This is a genomic window from Mesorhizobium sp. (assembly GCF_024509055.1).
Taxonomy (GTDB): domain Bacteria; phylum Pseudomonadota; class Alphaproteobacteria; order Rhizobiales; family Rhizobiaceae; genus Mesorhizobium.
In genome coordinates this window covers 1-21,438 of the sequence record NZ_JANINM010000390.1, presented here as the reverse complement: position 1 = coordinate 21,438, position 21,438 = coordinate 1, and the positions used below count along the sequence as shown (strand labels likewise).

Genomic DNA, 21,438 nt, shown 5'->3' with positions numbered 1-21,438 from the left:
GTCAGCCGCCCGCCTTGCAGGACGGCAGCTTGTAGTCGGCCGGGCGATCGACACCGGCGCGGAAGTTCTCGCCGGCGGGAGTGTACCAAACGTCGGCGGAAAGGCCGTAGCGCGCGCCGATCTCCTTCATTTCACAGCCCTTCCACATCTCGTCGATGATGGCGTCCACCTTCTGTCGCAGGTCGTCGTTCTTCTGGTTGAAGCCGTAGACGACCTGGCCGAGGCCGGTGAGCAAGGGATAGTCTGGGTTGCTGTCGGTGAAGGCCAGGAAATGCATGTTCCATTGGGGGTTCTGCTTGATCGCGTAGGACACGACCGGAGGATCGCCGATCACGGCGTCGATCCGGCCCGCGATAAGGTCGCGGACGGCGGCGTCGGAGGTGTCGTAGAGCGAAAGCTCGAGCCCGTTGATCTTCTTCAGCTCCGGCACGAAGGAGAAGCCGGTGATCGTTCCGACCTTCTTGCCTTCGAGATCGGAGAGCTTGTCCCAGCTCGTCTTCGAGGACTGCATGATCCCATTCTTGAAATAGTGGATCGGCTCGGAAAGCGTCATGATCTTGGTGCGTTTTTCCGTCCAGCCCATCGTGCCGAGCATGACGTCCACGCGACCCGATTGCACCGAAGCGATGGTGCCCGACCATTCCATCAACGCCGGCTGGACTTTGAGACCCAGCTTGTCGGCGATCTTCTGCATGATCTCGCCGTCGTAGCCGATCATCTTGCCGTCCTGCCATCCGGAGCCGGGCATGTCGCCGGTGAAGGCGACGGTGAGCTTGCCCTGCTCGGCCAGCTCGAAGGCCCGCGCCATGGGCGCGGATAATGAAAAGCCGACACCTGCGAGCAGCGCGCACGTCACCAGCCTTCTCGAAAGAGAAAGTGCCATGTGTTCCATCCTTGAGTTTGTTGGTTCCCCTTGTCCGGCAGCGCCTTGGGCACCCCGGATGTCGCGTTCGACGCAGGGCAATCTGGCACCGAACAAAGGGTCTGAATTGTAAGAAACGGACTTTTTCTTTGAAAAAGTGACACGGTCGTCTACCGTATGGATGGGGAGGCGGCCATGGTCATTGAGGGTGGAGTTTCGGGTGAACGCAAAGAGGCGGACTATGTAAGCTGGCTGGACGGATTGTGGGCGCAACGTCTGCTTTCGGTCCGCGACCACAAACCGGACATTTCCGTCGGCATTCTCCTTTGGCCGACCTTTCCGATGATGTCGCTGACGGGCATCGTGGAGCCTCTGCGCCACGCGGCGGACTTCGCCGACAATTCCCGACCGCTCCACTGCCGCTGGTCGATCATGGGCAAGACGGGCTTCGCGGCGATTGCAAGCTGCGGCATCCGTGTGGAGTCGGATGCGCCCTACATCAACCCGACGGACTTCGATTATGTCGTCGTCATCGGTGGCCTGCTGCCGCATTTGCGGGCCGCTCCCGCCTCGCACCGGGATTATGTTCGGGTCGCGGCCGCGGCCGGCGTGCCACTGATCGGCGTGTGTACCGGTTCCTTCGTCTTGGCCGAGGAGGGGCTGCTTGCTGATCGCAAGGCCGCGATCCACCCGTTCCACGCGGAAGATTTTCGAATTGCCTTCCCCCGGCAGGCCTTGTCGGTCCGCGATGACTTCCTCATGGAGAACGGCAGGATCACCGTGCCGGGCGGCATTTCCGTATTGTCCCTGATGACCGAGCTCATCCGCGATCATTGCGGGCCGGACCGGGCGGCCAAGGCCGTTCACCAGCTCTCCTTGACCGAGCAGAAGACATTAAGCGCCTTCAACCAGGAGCGCGCCACGTCCTACCGCCATGCCGGCGACACGCGCATCCAGCGCGCCATCGTGCTGATCGAAAGTCGCAAGGGGCGCGACGTCTCGCCCGAGGGGGTTGCCCGGACTGTCGGCTTGTCACCGCGACAGTTCGCCCGCCTGTTCCAGGAGCATGTCGGGACAACGCCCAAACGCTTCATTCTGGAGACCCGGCTGCGATACGCGCTGTTTCTGGTTGAGAACAGCACCATGCCGATCACAGCCATCGCGCTGGAAACCGGTTTTTCCGATTCCGCGCATCTTGCGACGGCATTCCGGCAAAAATATCAAAGCTCTCCGAGCGACTTCCGGTATCGGCGCGGATAGTCGAATGGAGCCACCAGAGTATCGGAGCCGAGGCGCATCACGTCCAAAGTTTTACCGGCCGACCCGCCTGCCGGCGAGCCTCAGCCACGGCGCCAAATGGAACGCGGCCATCAAAAGATACATCGGCATCATGCCGCTCAGCATCGAGCCGCCGGGGCCCGACATACACATCATGTCCTGGTCGCCATGGATGGCCGTCAGCAGCGCCATGGCCGTGAAGGTCGGCGCCGCGGCGAGGCAGAGCCAGTCGGCGAGGCCGAAACCGCTCAATGCGGTCGGGTGAGGGGCGGGATTGTCGATGCTCATCTTCTCCACCTTCGCAAAGGTCGGGGCTCACGGGGAACGTAGGGAACGCTCGGCTGCGGCGGTGCGATCGGCACCGCCGGAGTCGCTCCATGCTCAGGCGCTCTTCTCGCGGAACGCCGCTTCGCCGACATCCGTCACCTCGACCCATCTCTGGTCGGGCGCGGCGCCTTCTTCGTAATTGTCGTGCCAGTTCCACCATTTGTAGGTCGGGGTCTGCGGATAGCCCTCGGGCGAATCCTCCCACACTTCCTGGCGGCCGAGCGGCGTGGCGTCGAGATAGCTCCAGACAGTGCCCATTGCTTCGTCGCCGCGCACGTTGATGAGATAGGTGCGGAAGACCCGGTTGCCGTCCCGGAAGAAGACGTTGTGGCCATGCCATTGGTCGACGCCGAAATCTTTATCCCAGTCGTCAGTGATGGTGTACCAGGGCATCTTCCAGTCCATCCGCTGCTTGAGCCGCGCGATGTCGGCCTGTGGTGCGCGCGAGGCATAGGCGAGCGTGGTGTCGCGAGCATTGAGATGGGCGAGGTTGCCGACCTGGTCCGCGCCGAGCGAACAGCCGCGGCAGGCATGCTCCGGCCAGCCATAGACGCCCGGCTCGAAAAAGGCGCGGTAGATGACGAGCTGGCGGCGGCCTTCGAAGAGGTCGAGCAGGCTTGCCTTGCCGTTCGGGCCGTCGAAGACGTAATCCTTCTCGACAAGCATCCATGGCATGCGGCGGCGTTCGGCGGCGAGCGCGTCGCGGGCGCGGGTCAACGCCTTCTCCTTCACAAGCATTTCCTCATGCGCGCCTTCCCAGGCCTCCTGCGAAACGATTGGCGGTGTCTTCATGTGCTGGGTCATTGCTCTTGTCCCGTTCTTGGGTTTGGGTGGATGACGAGGACAGGCTTACGACCGGACGATGCGATGGCGGGAGTTACAAGTTTGACGCGATTTGCTTGCGGCGGCGGTGAATGGACTCGCTGATCAATGCCGCCGGCCGCGCGCTGGCCACGGGTGATCCGCTCGGGGCCTTGAAGCGCGTCGCGCTGCGCGACGACGCGCCGGCGCTGGCCCTGCGCGGCATCGCGATGGCGCAGCTCGGCGACTTCGCCAAGGCCAAAGCGTTGCTGCAAGGCGCGGCGCGGGCCTTTAGCCCCAGGGAAGCGGTGGCGCGCGCACGCTGTGTCGTCGCCGAAGCCGAGATCGCGCTGGTGTCGCGCGACCTCGGCTGGCCGGAGAAGGCGCTGCGGTCGGCGCGTGCGACGCTTCAGTCGCATGGCGATCGCGTGAATGCCGCCTATGCCGGCAGTCTCGAAGCGCGTCGCCTCATCCTGATCGGCCGCCTGGGCGAAGCCGAGCTCCTGCTTGCCGGCTTCGATCCGGCGCCGCTGCCGCCGGTCGCGCGCGTCGCGCACGAGCTTGCGGCCGCCGGCATCGCGGTCAGGCGCCTGAGAACGAAGGCGGCGCGCGCCGCTTTCGGCCGTGCGTCGCTCGCCGCTTACGAAGCCAACATCCCGGCGCTTAGGGCCGAGGTCGAAACGGCGTCGCTGGTTATGAACGTGCCTGTCGGCCGGCTCATTGCGCGCGGCGCGGAGAAACCGCTTCTGCTCGATGAGGTCGAGGCGCTGGTGGCGACTGGCGCGTTGGTCGTCGATGCCTGCCGCAATGTCGTGCGCGAAGCCGATGCGGTTGTCTCTCTGGCGACCAGGCCGGTCCTCTTCGCGCTTGCGCGCGCGCTCGCCGAAGCATGGCCGGCGGATGCCTCGCGCGAAACGCTGCTCAAACGCGCCTTCCGCGCCAGGCACGCCGATGAGTCGCATCGCGCGCGGCTGCGGGTGGAGATGGGCCGGCTGCGCGCCGAACTCGCCGCGCTGGCCGAGATCAGCGCTACGGCGAGCGGTTTTGCCTTGACCCCGCTCAAGGCAGCCGAGGTCGTCGTTTTGGCGCCGCCCGTCGAGGAAGAGCATGGCGCGGTGCTGGCATTCCTGGCTGACGGCGAGGCATGGTCGAGTTCGGCGTTGGCAATCGCGCTCGGCGCCAGCGCGCGCACGGTGCAGCGCGGGCTCGAGGAATTGTCTGCTCAAAACAAGGTGCAGGCGGTCGGCCGCGGCCGGTCGCGTCGCTGGATGATGCCGCCGGTCACCGGATACCCGACTGTCTTGTTACTCCCGGGTCCGCTGCCGAGCGATTAATCTGCGGGCATCGTTGAAATGGAGATTGAAATGAAGAGAGCACCCGCCGAGATCCTGCGCGAATACGGACCCTTTCCGGGCGCCGAGCGCGTCAACGGCGTCACCTATGATGGCAAGAATGTCTGGTTCGCTTCCGGCGACAAGGTAAACGCCCTCGATCCGAAGAGCGGCGCGATCGTGCAGTCGATCGATGTCGCCTCGCATGCCGGAACCGCCTTCGACGGCAAGCACCTCTACCAGATCGCCGAGGATCGTATCCACAAGATCGACCCGGCAAACGGCAAGATCGTCGCCACCATCCCGGCGCCGGGCAATGGCGGCGATTCCGGCCTTGCATGGGCCGAAGGTTCGCTCTGGGTCGGCCAGCACCGGGCCCGCAGGATCCATCAGATCGATCCGGAGACCGGCAAGGTGATCCGCACCATAGAATCGAACCGCGTCGTCACCGGCGTCACCTGGGTCGACGGCGAGCTCTGGCACGGCACCTGGGAAGGCGACGAGAGCGACATCCGCCGCATCGATCCGCGGACCGGCGAAGTATTGCAGACGCTGGAGATGCCGGCCGGATTGGGTGTTTCCGGGATGGAATCCGACGGCGCCGGCTGCTTCTTCTGCGGTGGCGGCGGCAGCGGCAAGCTGCGGGCCGTGCGCCGCCCCGGGGTCACGGACAAGGTTTCGGCAGCCGGCAAATAGCAGGCAGCCTGAAACGGATCGGGCAGCCGATCAGGCCGCCTCGCGCGCCGGCCGCGTCATGGCTTTGTCCGGGGCATTCTTGGCAGGCGTCCCGTCGATATGCGCCCAGGCCGGTCGTTCGAACAGGAACGTGCCGAAGCCGGTCCATTTGACGATGAAATACAGAATGACGGGGCTGATCACGGAAACGAGCAGCACCGCCAGGCTCAGCCAGCCGGTGTCGGTCAAGAGCCCGCTCGAGAGTGCTGCGCCGCGGAACAGCGACATTGGGATGGTGAAGGCGACATAGACAGCCAGTGAATGCTCGCCCAGCCAGCGCAGCCACTCCATCGAAGCGAATTTCGACAGGAAGCCGCCCAGCACGCAGAGCGCCAGCGCGCCGGCGACGGCAAGCATGAGATGCAGCGGCGGCCATGCCGCGAGACCCATCTGCGTTTCGGTCGGCTGCACGGAGTAGCCCGGCGAATAGACGAGCAGACCGTTGACGACCGCCCAGGCGAGCAGGCCTGCAACGGCCTGCGCCGGGCGTTCCTGCGTCCACGCGACCAGCCGGAACACCAGCGGCGCGATGACGAAGCCGACATAGAAGAAGACGAAATAGGCGGCGAACTGCTCGATCGCGTAGCTGTCAGGACGCGGCGCCCACATCTGCAGCCCGGCGGCGATGGGGATGACGACCCAATGCGGCACGCGAAGCTCGCGCAGCAGGCGTATGACGATGCCGAACACCGCCAGCATGTAGATGAACCACAGCACGCCATAGGGCTGGACGACGGCCATCGCGAGGTCGTGCAGCATCTGGTCGAGGTCGCGGCTGTAGATGCCGATCTTCAACCCGATCGAGATGATCGCCCAGAGCACGTAGAAATAGAGGTAGTGGACGACCCGCCGGTCGACGTAGCGCCGCCATGGCCGGTCGATCACCTGTGACAGGAACAGGCCCGAGATCAGGAAGAACTCCGGCATGCGGAAAGGCGTCGCGAAGCCGATGACATAATGCAGGAAGCCGACGCCGCCGGTATATTCACCGGTGTTGTAGGCGGCATACATCATCACCACGAGAATGATCGAAAGGCCCTTTGCCGTGTCCACCCACGGCATGCGCGTCGCACTGTTCATGTCGAGCTCAAATGAAATCTACCCCAGCCCATAGTACCGGACCGGCCGGTATCCCGCAGCATGAAGCTTCGGATATCGTAAACGCGACTTTGCCGGCGACCCGAGCTGGCCGTCATTTTGGGGTCGGTGACAAGACCTTGGATGTGCCCTCGCGCATCACCACCGCCACGATCGCGCCCGACAAAAAAGTCAGCGCCGCGATGGCCGCGATAGCGGTGGCGAAGCCGAAGAAATCGGCGATCAGGCCGGCGGACAGCGCCCCGATTGCGTAGCCGAGATCACGCCAGAAGCGATAGACGCTGAGCGAGCGCGCTCGCCAGGAGGGGTGCGATGCGTCCGACACCGCCGCGATCAGGCTGGGATAGACCATTGCCGTTCCAAGGCCGAGCAGCGCGCTCGCCAGCAGCCACCAGCCGAAATCGCGCGTCATGGCGGTGAGCAGCAGCCCTGCCGCCTGCACCCACATGCCGGCGACGATCAGGCCCTTGCGACCCCAGCGGTCGCTCAACGGCCCGGTTGCGACCTGAAAGATGCCCCAGACCGCGGGATAGGCCGCCTTGAGGATGCCGATGCGCTCGACGCCGAGGCCGTTGGCGACGAAGAACAGCGGGAAAAGCCCCCAGCTCATGCCGTCGTTGAGGTTGTTCACCAGGCCTGCCTGCGAGGCGGCGAAGAGATTGCGGTCGCCGAATGAAGTCAGCATGAAGATTTCGCGGAAGCTGAGCGGCGACGCCTGCCTGGCGTGGTTCGCCAGTTCGAGTTGCACATGCTCGCGCGTGTCGCGCACCAGCAGGATCGAGAGCACGGCGCCGAGGACCGCGTAGCCGACGCCGAGATAGATCGGCACAGGCCGCAGCCCGTAGCGGCTGGCGAGGTAGCCTGTCAGGAAGGCGGTCACGCCGACGGCGAGATAGCCGGCGAACTCGTTGAGGCCGACGGCGAGGCCGCGCGATTTCGGCCCGACGAGGTCCACCTTCATGATCACCGTCATCGACCAGGCAAGGCCCTGGTTGATGCCTAGCAGCGCGTTGGCCGCCACGATCCAGCCCCAGCTCGGCGCCCAGATGATGATGAACGGCACCGGCAGGCCGAACAGCCAGCCGAGGATCAGCACGCGCTTGCGCCCCCAAGTGTCGGCGAGTTGGCCCGAAACGAGGTTGGCGCAGGCCTTGACGACGCCGAAGCTGACGATGAAGGAGACGATGAGCGTCGTCGAGGCGACGCCGAACTCTTCCGCGCCGATCAGCGGAACGACTGTACGTTCGATGCCGACCATGCCGCCGACGAAGGCGTTGATCAGCACCAGCAGCGCGAACTGCTTCCAGTTGGCTTTGAGCCCGAGCGCGACGGCCGGCGCCGCTGCGCTCACGATTTCACCCCGGCATTCGCGGCCCGGGTTTTGGCGGCGTCCGGCGGTGGGGGCGGGATGTCGGCGGTCATCGCCGCGACGAACTGGTCTTCGTCCTCGATGCGGAAGGCCTTGTTGAAGCGCCGCTCGAAGCCGATCGTCGATGTCGGCTTGCCGCTCAGCGAGCGGCCGCAGACCGAGCCGGAATAGGCGCCCGGCAGCACCTCGATATGGTCGGGCAACCCCTTCAGCCGCCGAACGCTGGCGTAAAGCGCCCGGGCGCCGTCCTCGGCGCTGGAAGCAAGTTCGGTGCGGCCGAGGTCGCCGACCATCAGCGTATGCCCGGTGAGCACGAACCAGGGTTCGCTCGACCGCGTCCGGTCGGTGACCAAGAGGCTGAGGTGCTCCGGCGTATGGCCGGGCGTGTGCATCACGGTCGCCGTCACATTGCCGAGTTCCAGCACATCGCCGTCCTTCACGCGCCGGAACGGGAAGGTGGCCTCCGCTCCCTCGAACAGCACGTATTCCGCGCCTGTAGCCTCGGCGAGCGCGCGCCCGGCCGAGATGTGATCGGCATGGATGTGGGTGTCGACGACATAGAGGATGCGCATGCCGGTGGCGCGCGCTGCCTCGACATAGGGCGCAATGTCGCCGACCGGATCGACGACGGCCGCGGAAGCCTTGCCGCCGCAGCCGAACAGATAGGAGGCGGCGACCGGGTCTGTGTGCAGGAACTGCCTGAAGATCATTGGCTTCACACTCCAAGCTGCGGTTGTGCCGAATCCGAGCCCGGCTTGACAGCCGCAGCTCCAAAATGTCATTCAATTAATCTATTGAATGACGATGCGTTAGCGAAAGGGCGATGTCAATCCGCAATCCGAAGCAGGCGCTTTACGAGCAGTTCGCGATCGTCGCCAAGGCGCTCGGCCATCCGTTGCGGCTGGAGATGATCGAGCATCTGGCGCAAGGCACGCGCAGCGTCGAGGCTCTAGCGGCCAAGCTCGGCCAGCCGATCGCCAACATCTCCCAACATCTACAGGCTTTGCGGCGCGCCGGCATCGTCTCGGCCGAGCGTGACGGCAAGTTCGCGCATTATTCACTCGCCGATGCGAGCGTGCTTTCCGCCTTCGCTTCGGTGCGAACCGTCGCCGAGCGGCAGCTCGCCGAGGTCGACCGCATCGTGCGCGGTTATTTCGATGCGCGTGACGATATGCGGCCGGTCACGCGCCACGAGCTTCAGACGCTGATGCGCGATGGGCTGGTGACGCTGATCGACGTCCGCCCGGCGGACGAGTTTGCACTTGGACATGTGCCCGGCGCGATCAATGTTCCGCTTGGCGAGATCAAGGCGTGGTCCCGCGCTGCCGACATGAACCGAGAGATCGTCGCCTACTGCCGTGGCCCTTGGTGTGTGATGTCCTTCGAGGCGGTGGCTGCGCTGCGTTTGTTCGGGCTTGCCGCGCGGCGGCTGGAGGACGGCATGCCCGAATGGAAGGCTGCCGGTCTTCCGGTGGAAATCGCCTGACGGCAGCACCGGCGGGCTTCTGATTGTGGCTGATTTGACTCAGCCATGTTTTTCATGCCCGGACAGGTTGAAAGACCTGCATTTATCCTTCGTTAATCAAGGCGAATCTCTTAGCTTCGCGCGCATGGACTTTGCCAGAGCCCACCAAACCTGCGCCGAAGGTCGTCGAAACGGCGGATTGCATCGCGTTATGCAGGCTGCAGGGCTGGTTTCGCTCTCATTGCTTGCGAACTGTGCCAGCCCGCCGCCGCTGACCAATTCCACCGGCACAAGCATGGTGTCTTCCGAAACAGCCTTCGCCTATCCGGCCCCGGGCGGGCCGGCGGTAACGGCTGTGCTGGAGCAGCGCTTCGCCAACGCCACGCAGCAGGACATCCTGTTGTCGACCTCGGCCCGCACACCCGGCCAGAACATGCTTCGGGTGCAGATGTTCGGCCCGGTCGATGCTTCTGTGGCAGGCGAGGCGAGGCTGCGCGACGGCTATCTGCCGATCGGCGATGTTGGCTCCGAGATGCGGCAGTTGCTGCCCGGCATCCGCATGCAACGCTCGCCTTTCTATGTGCAGAACAAGTATGGCCCCTTCGGCTATGCCGTCGGTCGCGCTGCCTCTGGCGACACCTGCCTCTATGGCTGGCAGCGCATCACCTCCACCGGCTCCACCCAGACCTTGATCGGCAACAAGGGCTCCGTCCAGGTGCGGTTGCGGCTCTGCGACCAGAATGCCTCCGAGCAGCATTTGCTCGACGTGATGTATGGCTATTCGATTTCCGCATCCTTCAAGACGCGCAACTGGAACCCCTACGGCAATGCGCCGGCGCCGGACGAGGCGATCGGCAAGTCCGGTCATCCGATCTACCCGCTCGGCGCCACCCGGTTCGGCACTGTGACGTCGCCACCGGAGGCGGCCAAGCCGGCGCCTCGGATCCCACGCCAGCAGGTCATGGCGGAGCGGACGCCGGCAACGCCTGAATTGCCACAGCCAATCGGCCCCATCGTGCCGGCGCCGCCCGGCGGGCAGACGGCCGGGGCGCAATCGCCCAAGGCCGTGGTGGCGGCACCGGCCGCCGGCTCGTCCGGAGCGGCCACGATCGTTCCGCCGCCGCCATGCGCGCAGGCAGATGCAGGTTCAGGTTGCAGCCAGGGCAAGGGAGAAACAACTCGTTAACCACCATCGCGGCAAAACTCGCCAGGGCTGGAAATCCGGGCGTGCGTTACGGGTTGTAGCGCGAGCCGGAAACAGCGGTAGCGATCGGGCGAGGGGAGGTCGCTTGAGAATGAGCGGATAACGCGCGGCGGCTTGCGGCCGATGCAGATTGCAGGAGCAATGGATGCGGAAGTTCCTGATAGTTTTGCAATGGGGCTTGGCTTCGGTCTGCGTGCTCACAATGGTGTCGCTGCCGATCAGCCTGGAAACCCAGCTCGTCGCTTCGCTGAGCGTTCTGGTCGCCATGATGATCCTGAAGCTGGTGCGGCCCGACGGCATCTGGCGGCTTGTGGCGCTCGCCTTCGGCACGGCCATCGTCATGCGCTACGTCTACTGGCGCACCACCTCCACGCTGCCGCCCGTCAACCAGCTCGAGAATTTCATTCCCGGCGTGCTGCTCTACCTGGCTGAACTCTACAGCGTGATGATGCTGGCGCTGAGCCTTTTCGTCGTCGCGTCGCCGCTGCCCTCGCGCCCTTCGCGCGCCAACTCCAACGACCGGCTGCCCACCGTCGACGTGTTCATCCCGACCTACAACGAGGATCCGGAACTGCTCGCCAACACCATGGCCGCGGCGCGCGGCATGGATTATCCGCAGGATAGGTTCACCGTCTGGTTGCTCGACGACGGCGGCACGCTGCAGAAGCGCAACGCCGACCGCATCGCCGACGCCAACAACGCCGAGCGCCGTCATGCACAGTTGCAGAAGCTCGCCGCCGACCTCGGCGTCAACTACCTGACACGCGACCGCAACGAGCACGCCAAGGCTGGCAATCTCAACAACGGGCTTTCGAAATCGACCGGTGAATTGATCGCGGTGTTCGATGCCGATCACGCTCCGGCGCGAGACTTCCTGAAGGAGACGGTCGGCTATTTCGATGAGGACCCACGCCTGTTCCTGGTGCAGACCCCGCACTTCTTCCTCAATCCGGATCCCGTCGAGCGCAATCTCAGGACCTTCGAGAAGATGCCGTCGGAGAACGAGATGTTCTACGGCATCATCCAGCGCGGCCTCGATAAATGGAATGCGTCCTTCTTCTGCGGCTCGGCGGCCGTTCTGCGACGCTCCGCGCTTGGCGAGACCAACGGTTTCAGCGGCGTCAGCATCACCGAGGACTGCGAGACGGCCGTCGAGCTGCACGCGCGCGGCTGGCACAGCGTCTATGTCGACAAACCCCTGATCGCCGGCCTGCAGCCGGCCACTTTCGCCAGTTTCATCGGCCAGAGAAGCCGCTGGGCGCAAGGCATGATGCAGATCCTGCGTTTCCGCTTCCCCCCGCTGAAGCGCGGCCTCTCGATCCCGCAACGCCTCTGCTACATGTCGTCGACGCTGTTCTGGCTGTTCCCGTTCCCACGCGCCATCTTCCTGGTGGCGCCGCTGTTTTACCTGTTCTTCGACCTGCAGATATTCACCGCCTCGGGCGGCGAGTTCATGGCTTACACGCTGAGCTACATGATCGTGAACCTGATGATGCAGAACTACCTCTACGGCGCTTTCCGCTGGCCGTGGATCTCGGAACTCTATGAATATGTGCAGACCGTGCATCTTTTGCCGGCTGTCATTTCGGTCATCCTCAATCCGCGCAAGCCGACCTTCAAGGTCACCGCCAAGGACGAGTCTATCTCGACCAGCCGGCTTTCGGAGATAGCCAAGCCGTTCTTCGTCATCTTCGGCGTGCTGCTGATCGGCGTCGCAATGACGGCCTACAAGGTCTATGCCGAGCCTTATAAGGCCGATGTCACACTTGTTGTCGGCGGCTGGAACTTGCTCAACCTGATCATGGCTGGCTGCGCGCTCGGTGTCGTCTCGGAGCGCGGCGAGCGTGCCGCCACGCGACGGGTCAAGGTCAGCCGCCGCGCCGATTTCGAGATCAATGGCAAGTGGCACAAGGGCACGATCGAGAACGTCTCGGCCTTCGGCGCCCGCCTCACCGTGCTCGGCGTGGAACTGGAGGACCTGGCCAAGGATGCAAGGGCCGGCATCCGTTTCAAGATGTTCGCGGACGGCACCGAAGCCGTGCTGCCGGTGACGATCAGGAATTTCGAGCGGACCTCCGACGGCATCGCGGTCGGCTGCCTCTACCAGCCGAGTGAAGCGGTGCATCACCGGCTGGTCGCCGACCTCATTTTCGCCAACTCCAAGCAGTGGGAGCAGTTCCAGCTTTCGCGCCGGGGCAATCCAGGGCTGCTGCGCGGCACCGCCTGGTTCCTGCGCCTGGCGATTTTCCAGACCTATCGCGGCTTGGTCTATTTCTGGCGCGACCTGAGCGGCAGGGGCAAGCGCGCGCCGGTCGGCCAGCTTGCGGAGAAGCGGCCATGAAGGGCGCCTGGCTGCTGCTCGTCCTGTTCGCCGCGTCGCCGGCCGTGGCGCAGACTCCTTTCGACATGTCCGGCGAAAGACCGCCTGCGCCTGCCCAGCCCATCGCGCCGCCCCCGGTCCAACCCGCTCCCCAAGCCACGCCGCCGGGCGGCACGGCACCGGCTGCAGGCACGGAATTGCCGGCCCAGCCAGAGATACGGCAAGCCACGGCGCAGCCAGCCAAGCGCTACTTCGTTCCGTTCAGTGAACTGGTCTTTTCCGGCGAATATTCGCAGCGGTCCTGGTCCGTCTTCCTCACGCCCGAGCAGGCGGCCGCCGCGACCGAACTCCATCTCGGCTACCAGAACGCGATCGTCGTGGCGCCGGAAACGTCGCGCATGACCGTTTCGATCAACGGCACCAAGGTTGTCGACCAGCCGATCGCAGCTTCGGACAAGGCCGCCGACACGGTCGCCATCGTGCCGCCGAGGGTCCTGCATGCCGGGCTGAACGACGTCACGATTTCCGCCGTGCAGCGGCACCGCACCGATTGCAGCATCCAGTCGACCTACGAATTGTGGACGCAGATCGACCTGGCGCGCACCTTCTTCTCCTTCGATGGCGCCGAGGCCGGCCGCTGGAAGCGGGTCGAGGATCTGCGCGCCATCGGGGTCGACGAGAGCGGGGCCACGACCTTCAATATGATTGTGCCGTCCATGGCCCAGGCGGCGTCGACCGCGCCGACCGTGCGGCTCGGCGAAGCTCTGGCGCTGATGGCCAACATGCCGAACCAGGCATTCGAGGTCACCGAGGATGGCTCGCCCCAGGCAGGCCCGGGTGCCGCCAACGTCGTCGTCGGGCCCGCCTCCGAGATATCCAGGGTGTTGGCGATGGTGCCGGTCGGCGCGCAGGCTGGTCCGGTCGCCACGCTGGTCGACGACCCCAAGCTCGGCCCTTCGACCCTGGTCGTCAGCGGGCCGAACTGGCAGGCGATCGACATGGCGATCGACGACATCGCCAGGCAGGTCGACCGCCCGGCGGGCAGCTTGCGCACCAGCCTCGGCACGCGCAACTGGCGCACGCCAGACGTGCCGATGCTGACCGGCGCGAGCAATCTCAAATTCTTTGACCTCGGCGTGAGCACGCTGCAGTTCCCGGGCCGCCGCTTTCGCACCGATTTCACTGTCGGCGTGCCGTCCGATTTCTATGCCGGCGCATACGGCCAAGCGACCATCCTGCTCGACGCCGCCTATTCGCAAGATGTGCTGCCAGGCAGCCACATCGACGTCTATGTCAACGACAACATCGCCGCCACCGTGCCCATCACCACGACCGGCGGTGAGATCCTGCGGCATCTTCCGATCAAGGTAACGATGCGCCACTTCCGGCCGGGCGACAACAACGTCGCACTCGAGGCGGTGCTCCTGACCCAGGCCGACGCCGTCTGCGCACCGGGCGCGACGGGGCAGGGCGGCCCGCGCTTTGCAGTCTTCGACACGTCGGAATTCGTCATGCCGGACTTCGCGCGGGTCGCGCGCACCCCGGATCTCGCGGCGATCAGCGGCACCGGCTTTCCCTACGGCCGGGCCGACTATGCGCTGCCTCTGATCATGGACCGCGCGCAGTCCGAGACGGTATCGGCGGGCGTGACGCTGATGGCGCGCATGTCGGTCGCCGCGGGCCGACTGATCGGGGTGGATTCATCGACCGCAGCTTCCGCGGTCGCCGACCGCAACGCCATCTTCATCAGTGCGCTGTCGCAGGTTCCGCCGGCTGTGCTGGCGCAGGTCGGCGTCTCAGGCAACAGCTCCTCGGGCTGGGGCGAGGCGGTCTCGTCCATCAAGCCGAACACCGAAACGACCTTCGACGAATGGCGCAAGAAGCTGCGCGGCAGCGGCTGGCGGGGACAGGTCAGTTCGTTCGAGGACTGGATGAACCGAACCTTCAACATCTCGATGGATTCCTTCCGCGTTTTCCCGGGTCGGCCGCCCGAATACACCCCGCAAGGCAGCGCCAGCCTGCTTGTCGCCCAGGAGACCAGTCCGACGGCCGGCGGCACCTGGACCCTGGTGACCGCGCCGACCGCCAGTGCGCTGCGCGAGGGAGTGCGCACGCTGACGCAACAACGCACCTGGCGGCAGATCGGAGGACACCTGACGACCGTCGATACCGGTGATGACAAGGTCGCCACGCAGCCGGTCACGCATTTCGACTTCGTCGAGACGCAGCCGTTCTCGCTCGCCAACTACCGCCTCATCGCCGCCAACTGGCTGTCGGCGAATGCGTTGTCCTACGCGGTGGTGCTGACGGTGCTCTCCATCCTGCTTGGGCTCGCCACGGCCGGACTGCTTGGATCGCTGGGGCGCCACAAATGAACATTTCGCTCCAGGCAGGTCTCATCGCCCTCGCAATGCTCGCCGCCCTGATCGCGCCGGCTGGCCGGAGCCTGGCCGCGCCCGCGATCGCGCCGAAGGAATGGGCGCTCTACAAGGATAAGTTCCTCGACCCGGCCGGACGAATCGTCGACAACGCCAATGGCGGGATCAGTCACAGCGAAGGTCAAGGTTACGGGCTGCTCTTGTCCTATCTTGCCGGCAACCGGGGTGATTTCGACCGCATCTGGGCGTTCACGCGCACGGAAATGATGGTCCGCGACGACGGCCTCGCCGCCTGGAAGTGGGACCCGGCGGCCAGCCCGCATATCAGCGATACAAACAATGCGTCCGACGGCGACTTGCTGATCGCCTACGGCCTGGCGCTCGCCGGCGACGCATGGCATCGCCCCGACCTGTCGCAGGCCGCGGCCGGGATCGCGACGGCGCTCGCATCCGGCAGCCTGGAAACCGTCGGCGACCTTGTCGTGCTGAAGCCCGGCAATTCCGGTTTTGCCGCGCGCGACCGCGCCGACGGCCCGGTGGTCAATCCGTCCTACTGGGTGTTCGAAGCGCTTCCGGCCATGGCGGAGCTGGCGCCGAACGGCCCCTGGAGCGAACTCGCCGCGAACGGCAGGACGTTGCTTGTGCGGTCGATGAAGATCGGCCCGTCCGACCTGCCGCCCGACTGGGTCTCGCTGAAGACAAGCCCCGCCGTGGCCGACGGTTTTCCGCAGGAGTTCAGCTACAACGCGCTCCGCATTCCGCTCTACCTGGTGCGAGCCGGCATCCACGACCGCGACCTGCTTGCGCCTTTCATGGCCGGAATGCCTGACGACCAGGGCCGTGTCCGCATCGTCGATATCGCGACCGGGCAGACGCGCCAGCTGCTCGCCGACAGCGGTTACCGCATCATCCCGGCGCTGGTTTCCTGCGTTCTCGACCGCAAGCCGATCGCCGAGGACCTGAAGTCGTTCCAGCCGACCGATTATTATCCGTCGACCCTCCAGTTGCTCGCGCTCGCCTATGCGCGCCGCCATCATCCGGAGTGCCTATGAGGCCGGCATTTCTCATACTCGCCGGCACGGCCCTGCTTGGTGCGTTCGTGATGCACCAGGGCGGGTATTTCTCAAGGCCCGTGGTTTTGCCCGGTGCCGGGCAATCCGCCGGCGCGCAGGCGCAGCAGGATGGCCCTTCGAAACCGGTGAGCGTCGCGCAAGGTGGCCAGTCATCCGGCGCCGACACGGCGCCTGCGGCGGTTCCGTCGTCGTCGCAAAACGTCGATGAGACGGCGCTTCGCTACTTTGCCGCCAAGGGCGACACCAAGCGACTGAACGCCGAGATCGCCCGATTGAAGGCGCTCTATCCGGACTGGACGCCACCGGCAAATCCATTGGCGGTGCGCCAGCAGGGCGATCCGCAGCTCGACCAGATGTGGAAGCTCTATTCGGACGGCAAGCTGGCCGAGCTTCGCAAGGCGATCGCCGACCGGCAGACCGCGCAGGCCGGGTGGCAACCGCCGGCCGACCTCATGCAGCGGCTGGCGGTTGCGGAAGCGAGGGAACAGCTGGTCAATGCCTCGAACCTCAAGCAGTACGACGCCGTCGTCCGCGTCGGCTCGAGCAATCCAAGCCTGCTCACATGCGGTGACGTCGACGTGCTTTGGCGCGTGGCGGAGGCATTTGCCGAGACCAAGCGCGAGGATCGCGCCAGGGACGCGTATCTCTACGTCCTGAACAACTGCAAGAAGCCCGAGGAACGCTACGCCACCATCCAGAAGGCGCTGCCGCTGTTGTCGCGGCAGAACCTCGACCAGCTGCTGGCGACCGAGCAGAAGACGCCGGACGGCAAGGGGGAGTTCGCGGCGCTCCGCGGCGACATCGCCAGGCAGAGCCTCGCCAATGCCGACGCCGATCCGAAGCTCGTCATCCCGGATGCCGATATCGCGACGGTCGAAGGCCTTGCCAAGGACGGCGGGCTGGCGGCCGACGATCTGCTGCTCGGCTGGTACTATGTGCGCCGCGACAATCCGCAGGCGGCGGAGACCTGGTTCAGCAAGGCGCACGATAAGGAGAACACGGCAAAATCCTCGCAGGGCCTGGCGCTCGCCTTGATCAATCTGAACCGCCCGGCCGAGGCAGAGGACATCCTCGCCCAGTGGCGCGATACCGACGACGACACACGTAAGGTTTACTTGGCGGCGGTAGCGAACCTGCTCGCTGTGACGCCGCCCCCGCCGCTCAAGCCCGAAGTGCTGCAGCGCATGGTGCAGGCGGTCTATGCTGCGAAGGACGCAGCCTCCGCCCAGCAGCTAGGTTGGTACGCCGACTCCCTCAACCAGCCGCAGACCGCGGCCCAATGGTTCAAGTTGGCGCTCGACTGGAAGCCGGACGACGAGCCATCGGCCTACGGGTTGGCGCTGACGCGCTGGAAAGTCGGCGACAAGGCGGGCGTCAAGGAAATCCAGACGGCATGGGCCGGTCGATCCGAACGGATACCCACGGTTGGCGAACGCAGCATCGAGACCTCGGCGCTGGGCAAGCGCAGGAAAACCGCCGCGGCGCCCGACGAAGCTCGCGAAGATCAGCCCTTGCGCCGGCGCCCAGTGGCTCAGGACGGGACGGCACAGGGCCAGCGCGTGGCGCAGGCCGGCCGGGCCCGGCAGGTGGTGCGCGGCTGTTCCACCACTCTCGATCCTTCGTCAATGCCGCCCGAAGCGGCGTTGACGCGAGGCTGGTGTCTCATGCAGGTCAACAGGCCGATCGAGGCGGCTGCCGCTTTCGAAGTCGCGTTGGGCGGGTCCGGCAAGACGCGCGCCGATGCCGCCTATGGCCAAAGCCTGGCTTACCTGCGGGCCGGCCTGACCGATAGGGCTGCCGTGTCGGCATCACAGGCGCCGATGGATTCCGAGCGCAGCATCGAGATCCGCACGGCGCTGCTGGAGACGCAAGCGAGCACGGCTTTCGATCAGGGCCGGTACAATGAGGCGATCCTGGCGCTCGACGAGCGTTCGCGCATCGCGCCTGAGCGCACCGGCCTGATGGTGTTGCGCGGCTACGCCTATTTGAAGCTGCGCCGGTTCGCCGATGCCGAGCAGGTGTTCCGCGCCGCCGCAGCGACCGGCAACCACGATGCGCTGAAGGGGCTGAACGACCTCCAGGCCGCCCGCCAGACAAACACGCAATAACGGTCGTCGGCGGCGGCGCTTGGTTCCCTAGGGCATTCAGCGCCGCCTCAAAGAAGGCCACTGCGGCCTACAACCACTTGCGTTCCGGGCGCCGCGTACCGCCGGTCACCGCATCGCGGATGAGCGAGCGCGAGAGCATGTCGTGCGGGAAGCCGAGCTCGATGGCGCTCGCCGCCTCAAGCCTTGCCAATTGCTCGGCATCCAGGGTCACCTCGACCGCGCCGAGGTTGCTCTCAAGCTGCTGCAGCGTTCGTGCCCCTAGCAACAGGGCCGCCACGCCAGAGTTTGACATGACCCAGGCGAGCGCCACCTGCGCCGAGGAGATGCCTGCTTCCCGTGCGATGTCGCCGACGACCTCAGCAATTGCGAGGCTGCGCTCCGAAAGCGAGCCGTGAGCGCCGGCAACGGCCTTGCGCGATCCTTCTATGCCTGCCTGCGAGGTGCCAAGATCGGCGCGGCTGTATTTGCCCGACAGCACGCCATTGGCCAGCGGCGACCAGGGCATGAAGCCCATGCCCATTTCATTCGCCATCGGGATCAGGTCGCGCTCGGAGGTGCGCTCGATAAGGCTGTATTCGCTCTGCAATGCAACGAACCGCGTCCAGCCGCGCAGATCGGCAATCGCCTGCATGCGCGAAACCTGCCATGCGGGAATATCCGAAAGGCCGAGATAGAGCACCTTGCCCTGGCGGACCAGATCGTCCAGCCCGCGCAAGATCTCTTCGACCGGGGTAAGGTCATCCCACTGGTGGACGTAGAGCAGGTCGATGTGGTCACTCTTCAGTCGCCGCAGGCTTTCCTCGACCGAAGCGATCATGCTCTTGCGGTGGTTGCCGCCCGAGTTCGGATCGCCCGGTCGCGTTGCCATCGTGTATTTGGTCGAGATCACCAGCCGCTCACGCTTGCCCTGCGCGAACTCGCCGACAAGGCGTTCGGAGGAACCGTTGGTGTAGGCGTTCGCCGTATCGACGAAGTTGCCGCCGCGATCGACGTAAGCGTCGAAGATGCGGCGCGCTTCGTCCTTCTCAGCGCCCCAGCCCCAGTCCGCCCCGAAGGTCATCGTGCCAAGGGCAAGAGGGGAAATCCGAAGGCCGGAACGGCCGAGCAGGCGGTATGAAGTAAGGTCGAAAGACCGGGTCATTGGGGTGCTCCTTTGATTTGGGTTCTGTCGGACCGAAAACGTCCTTGGATCCACAATGCCCGGAAGGAAGACATAAGATAATCTGGTATTATGTGGATAGGTTATGAGGTTTCAGATATATAATGGAGGCGCCTGGATGCCCCCCGCGCCGGCCTGGTTCCTGAGCTCGATGCTCATGGGATGATCTCCAGAAAGGAAATCTTCCCGCGCTCGAGCCGGAAGAAGTATCTGAGATCGACGGGGCTGCCCGGGAAGTTCCCAGCCAGATGGCTTTTGACGATGGTGAGGCCATCGGCTTCCTGGATCGCAAATGGCTCGGACGTGTAGGTGTACTTGTCCGACACCTCCGTCCTCCACCTCCTGATCTCCTGCAGACCGGCGTATGTACGCCGTTCATCTTTGACTGTTGCGTCTTTCGTGAAGCAGCGCGCCACGGCTTGGCCATCACGCTTGTCAGCAGCGAAATACGCGGCAATGGGGTCGGGTAGATGGAGTGTCATGATCAGTCTCCTTCGGCTGGAAGCGGGGGGCTGGGATTCTGTGACCCACGCGTTTCACGAACGCAGATGTGCCCAGCGCATCGTTAAGTGAATGCCCCGGAATCTGAATGGCCCATTGAGAAATCGAGGCATAATCCGCGCCAACCAACCGGTGCCGAAGAGCGGAAAGTCGGGTATTATGTAACCGGATTATTGATCGAGCGGTGTATAATGCGCGGATCGGACTTCGCCGAATTGCGGGCCTTCGCCGCTGTCGTCGAGCGAGCGAGCTTCGCTCAGGCCGCGAAACATCTCGGCATGTCCGCCTCGGCGCTCAGCCAGACAATCCGCCAGCTGGAAGCAAGGCTCGGCGTCAGGCTTCTCAACCGCACGACCCGGAGCGTGGCTCCCACCATCATCGGCCAACGGCTCTACGATCGACTCCTGCCTACGATGGCTGAGATGGAGGCCGCCGTCGCCGACGCGGTTTCGGCAACGGGCCGGGCCGCCGGCGTCCTTCGCATCAACACGCCAGGCATGGCCGCCACGAAGCTCATTGCGCCGCGGCTCGGGCGCTTCCATCGCCTCAATCCCGACGTCGTCCTCGATCTCTTTATCGACGACGGCCTCAGCGACATCGTCGCCGGACGCTTCGACGCCGGCATCAGGATCGGCGAACGGCTCGAAAAGGACGTGGTCGCGCTGCGGCTCACACCCGACATGCAGATGATGGCGGTTGCCTCGCCGGACTATTTCGCGCGTCGCGGCGTGCCCAGGACGCCCGCGGATCTCCACCAGCATGATTGCATCAACTGGCGCTTTCCCGGCGCAGGGAACGTCTATCGGTGGGAGTTTCAAAAGGGGAAGAAATCGCTCGAAATGAACGTCGAGGGCCCGCTTGTCTCCAGCTTGCAGGAGGTTGTCCTGGAGGGGGCGTTGCAGGGCCTCGGCATACTCTATGCCTACGACGATCGCCGCATTTACGAAACGATCGAGGAGGGCCGTCTTGTGCGCGTCCTCGCCGACTGGTCGCCGACCTTCCCCGGGCTCTTTCTCTACTACTCGAACCGGCGCTCGCCGACGCCCGCGCTCCGCGCGTTCATCGACTGTCTGCTTGACCGAGACCTTGATGGACCGGCCACCGAAGCGCGTGAACTGCGTAGAGACTAAGACGCCGCCAACGTCTATCGCTGGCGGCGCGGAAGATCTCTGCTATTTCCTGGGCTGCCGTCAGCCTCAGTCCTTGGCGCGCTCGACGTAGGAGCCGTCGGCGGTCATCACCACCACGCGCGTGCCGGCCGAGATATGCGGCGGCACGGTGGTGCGCACGCCGTTGGAAAGCACTGCGGGCTTGTAGGAGGAGGACGCCGTCTGGCCCTTGGTGACCGGCTCGGTCTCGACGACTTCGAAAGTAGCGCGCTGCGGCAGCACCAGCGAGATCGGCACGCCGTTGAACTGCGCCAGCTGCA

17 protein-coding genes and 2 pseudogenes are annotated in these 21,438 nt (G+C 65.0%); 10 read left to right on the top strand and 9 right to left on the bottom strand.

Translation table 11 applies throughout. The features are described from left to right. Position 1: 1 nt before the first annotated feature. Entirely contained in the window at positions 2–883 is an 882-nt protein-coding gene (locus Q0L57_RS19980; RefSeq protein ID WP_296744757.1) for an ABC transporter substrate-binding protein, read from the bottom strand. 174 nt (positions 884–1,057) lie between these two features. On the opposite strand from Q0L57_RS19980, the gene Q0L57_RS19975 reads away from it, so the two are divergent. Next, positions 1,058–2,122, top strand: a complete 1,065-nt coding sequence (locus tag Q0L57_RS19975; RefSeq protein ID WP_296744756.1) for a helix-turn-helix domain-containing protein — start codon at positions 1,058–1,060, stop codon at positions 2,120–2,122. Between the two features lie 51 nt (positions 2,123–2,173). Here the strand turns inward: Q0L57_RS19975 and Q0L57_RS19970 are convergent. Both Q0L57_RS19970 and Q0L57_RS19965 read right to left on the bottom strand, forming a co-directional pair. Beyond that, a pseudogene (locus tag Q0L57_RS19970) lies at positions 2,174–2,374 on the bottom strand (hypothetical protein); the annotation flags it as partial. A gap of 147 nt (positions 2,375–2,521) precedes the next feature. Beyond that, positions 2,522–3,271: a DUF899 family protein gene (locus Q0L57_RS19965; protein WP_296744755.1), complete on the bottom strand. Its 750-nt coding sequence runs from the start codon at positions 3,269–3,271 to the stop codon at positions 2,522–2,524. Positions 3,272–3,381: 110 nt separating this feature from the next. On the opposite strand from Q0L57_RS19965, the gene Q0L57_RS19960 reads away from it, so the two are divergent. Together Q0L57_RS19960 and Q0L57_RS19955 are read left to right on the top strand one after the other, a co-directional pair. Next, complete coding sequence (locus tag Q0L57_RS19960) at positions 3,382–4,602, top strand: helix-turn-helix domain-containing protein (RefSeq protein WP_296744754.1); 1,221 nt, start codon at positions 3,382–3,384, stop codon at positions 4,600–4,602. A gap of 30 nt (positions 4,603–4,632) precedes the next feature. Then, positions 4,633–5,295 (top strand): PQQ-binding-like beta-propeller repeat protein, encoded by a 663-nt coding sequence (locus tag Q0L57_RS19955; protein WP_296744753.1) that lies wholly within the window; start codon positions 4,633–4,635, stop codon positions 5,293–5,295. A 30-nt stretch (positions 5,296–5,325) separates the two neighbouring features. On the opposite strand, the gene Q0L57_RS19950 is transcribed toward Q0L57_RS19955, so the two are convergent. The 3 genes from Q0L57_RS19950 to Q0L57_RS19940 form a co-directional block, all read right to left on the bottom strand. Beyond that, positions 5,326–6,414: an acyltransferase family protein gene (locus Q0L57_RS19950; protein WP_296744752.1), complete on the bottom strand. Its 1,089-nt coding sequence runs from the start codon at positions 6,412–6,414 to the stop codon at positions 5,326–5,328. A 112-nt stretch (positions 6,415–6,526) separates the two neighbouring features. Further along, positions 6,527–7,783: an MFS transporter gene (locus Q0L57_RS19945; RefSeq protein ID WP_296744751.1), complete on the bottom strand. Its 1,257-nt coding sequence runs from the start codon at positions 7,781–7,783 to the stop codon at positions 6,527–6,529. Further along, positions 7,780–8,511, bottom strand: coding sequence for an MBL fold metallo-hydrolase (locus Q0L57_RS19940; RefSeq protein ID WP_296744750.1), 732 nt, complete (start codon positions 8,509–8,511; stop codon positions 7,780–7,782). Before Q0L57_RS19940 ends, Q0L57_RS19945 begins: the two co-directional genes overlap by 4 nt. A 113-nt stretch (positions 8,512–8,624) precedes the next feature. Between Q0L57_RS19940 and Q0L57_RS19935 the strand changes: the two genes are divergently transcribed. From Q0L57_RS19935 to Q0L57_RS19910, 6 genes are all read left to right on the top strand, one after another. Beyond that, positions 8,625–9,287 (top strand): metalloregulator ArsR/SmtB family transcription factor, encoded by a 663-nt coding sequence (locus tag Q0L57_RS19935; protein ID WP_296744749.1) that lies wholly within the window; start codon positions 8,625–8,627, stop codon positions 9,285–9,287. 274 nt (positions 9,288–9,561) lie between these two features. Next, positions 9,562–10,452 (top strand): cellulose biosynthesis protein BcsN, encoded by an 891-nt coding sequence (gene bcsN / locus Q0L57_RS19930; protein WP_296744748.1) that lies wholly within the window; start codon positions 9,562–9,564, stop codon positions 10,450–10,452. Positions 10,453–10,615: 163 nt separating this feature from the next. Continuing rightward, positions 10,616–12,811, top strand: coding sequence for a UDP-forming cellulose synthase catalytic subunit (bcsA, locus tag Q0L57_RS19925; RefSeq protein WP_296744747.1), 2,196 nt, complete (start codon positions 10,616–10,618; stop codon positions 12,809–12,811). After that, positions 12,808–15,165 carry a cellulose biosynthesis cyclic di-GMP-binding regulatory protein BcsB gene (locus tag Q0L57_RS19920; RefSeq protein ID WP_296744746.1) on the top strand — a complete coding sequence of 786 codons (2,358 nt, stop codon included), beginning with the start codon at positions 12,808–12,810 and terminating at the stop codon, positions 15,163–15,165. Before bcsA ends, Q0L57_RS19920 begins: the two co-directional genes overlap by 4 nt. Further along, a complete protein-coding gene (locus Q0L57_RS19915; RefSeq protein ID WP_296744745.1) occupies positions 15,162–16,220 on the top strand; it encodes a glycosyl hydrolase family 8 in 1,059 nt (352 codons plus the stop codon). Before Q0L57_RS19920 ends, Q0L57_RS19915 begins: the two co-directional genes overlap by 4 nt. Then, on the top strand, positions 16,217–18,349 hold the full coding sequence (locus Q0L57_RS19910; protein ID WP_296744744.1) for a tetratricopeptide repeat protein: 2,133 nt from the start codon (positions 16,217–16,219) through the stop codon (positions 18,347–18,349). Before Q0L57_RS19915 ends, Q0L57_RS19910 begins: the two co-directional genes overlap by 4 nt. A 67-nt stretch (positions 18,350–18,416) precedes the next feature. Here the strand turns inward: Q0L57_RS19910 and Q0L57_RS19905 are convergent, their stop codons facing one another. Together Q0L57_RS19905 and Q0L57_RS19900 are read right to left on the bottom strand one after the other, a co-directional pair. Continuing rightward, positions 18,417–19,490 (bottom strand): aldo/keto reductase, encoded by a 1,074-nt coding sequence (locus Q0L57_RS19905; RefSeq protein WP_296744743.1) that lies wholly within the window; start codon positions 19,488–19,490, stop codon positions 18,417–18,419. A gap of 173 nt (positions 19,491–19,663) precedes the next feature. Next, entirely contained in the window at positions 19,664–19,990 is a 327-nt protein-coding gene (locus Q0L57_RS19900; protein ID WP_296744742.1) for a nuclear transport factor 2 family protein, read from the bottom strand. 210 nt (positions 19,991–20,200) lie between these two features. Here Q0L57_RS19900 and Q0L57_RS19895 point away from each other — a divergent pair, with 210 nt between their 5' ends. Beyond that, the gene (locus Q0L57_RS19895) at positions 20,201–21,139 is read left to right on the top strand and encodes a LysR family transcriptional regulator (RefSeq protein ID WP_296744741.1); all 939 of its coding nucleotides are present in this window, start codon (positions 20,201–20,203) and stop codon (positions 21,137–21,139) included. Between the two features lie 66 nt (positions 21,140–21,205). Here Q0L57_RS19895 and Q0L57_RS19890 read toward each other — a convergent pair. Continuing rightward, a pseudogene (locus Q0L57_RS19890) lies at positions 21,206–21,438 on the bottom strand (elongation factor P); the annotation flags it as partial.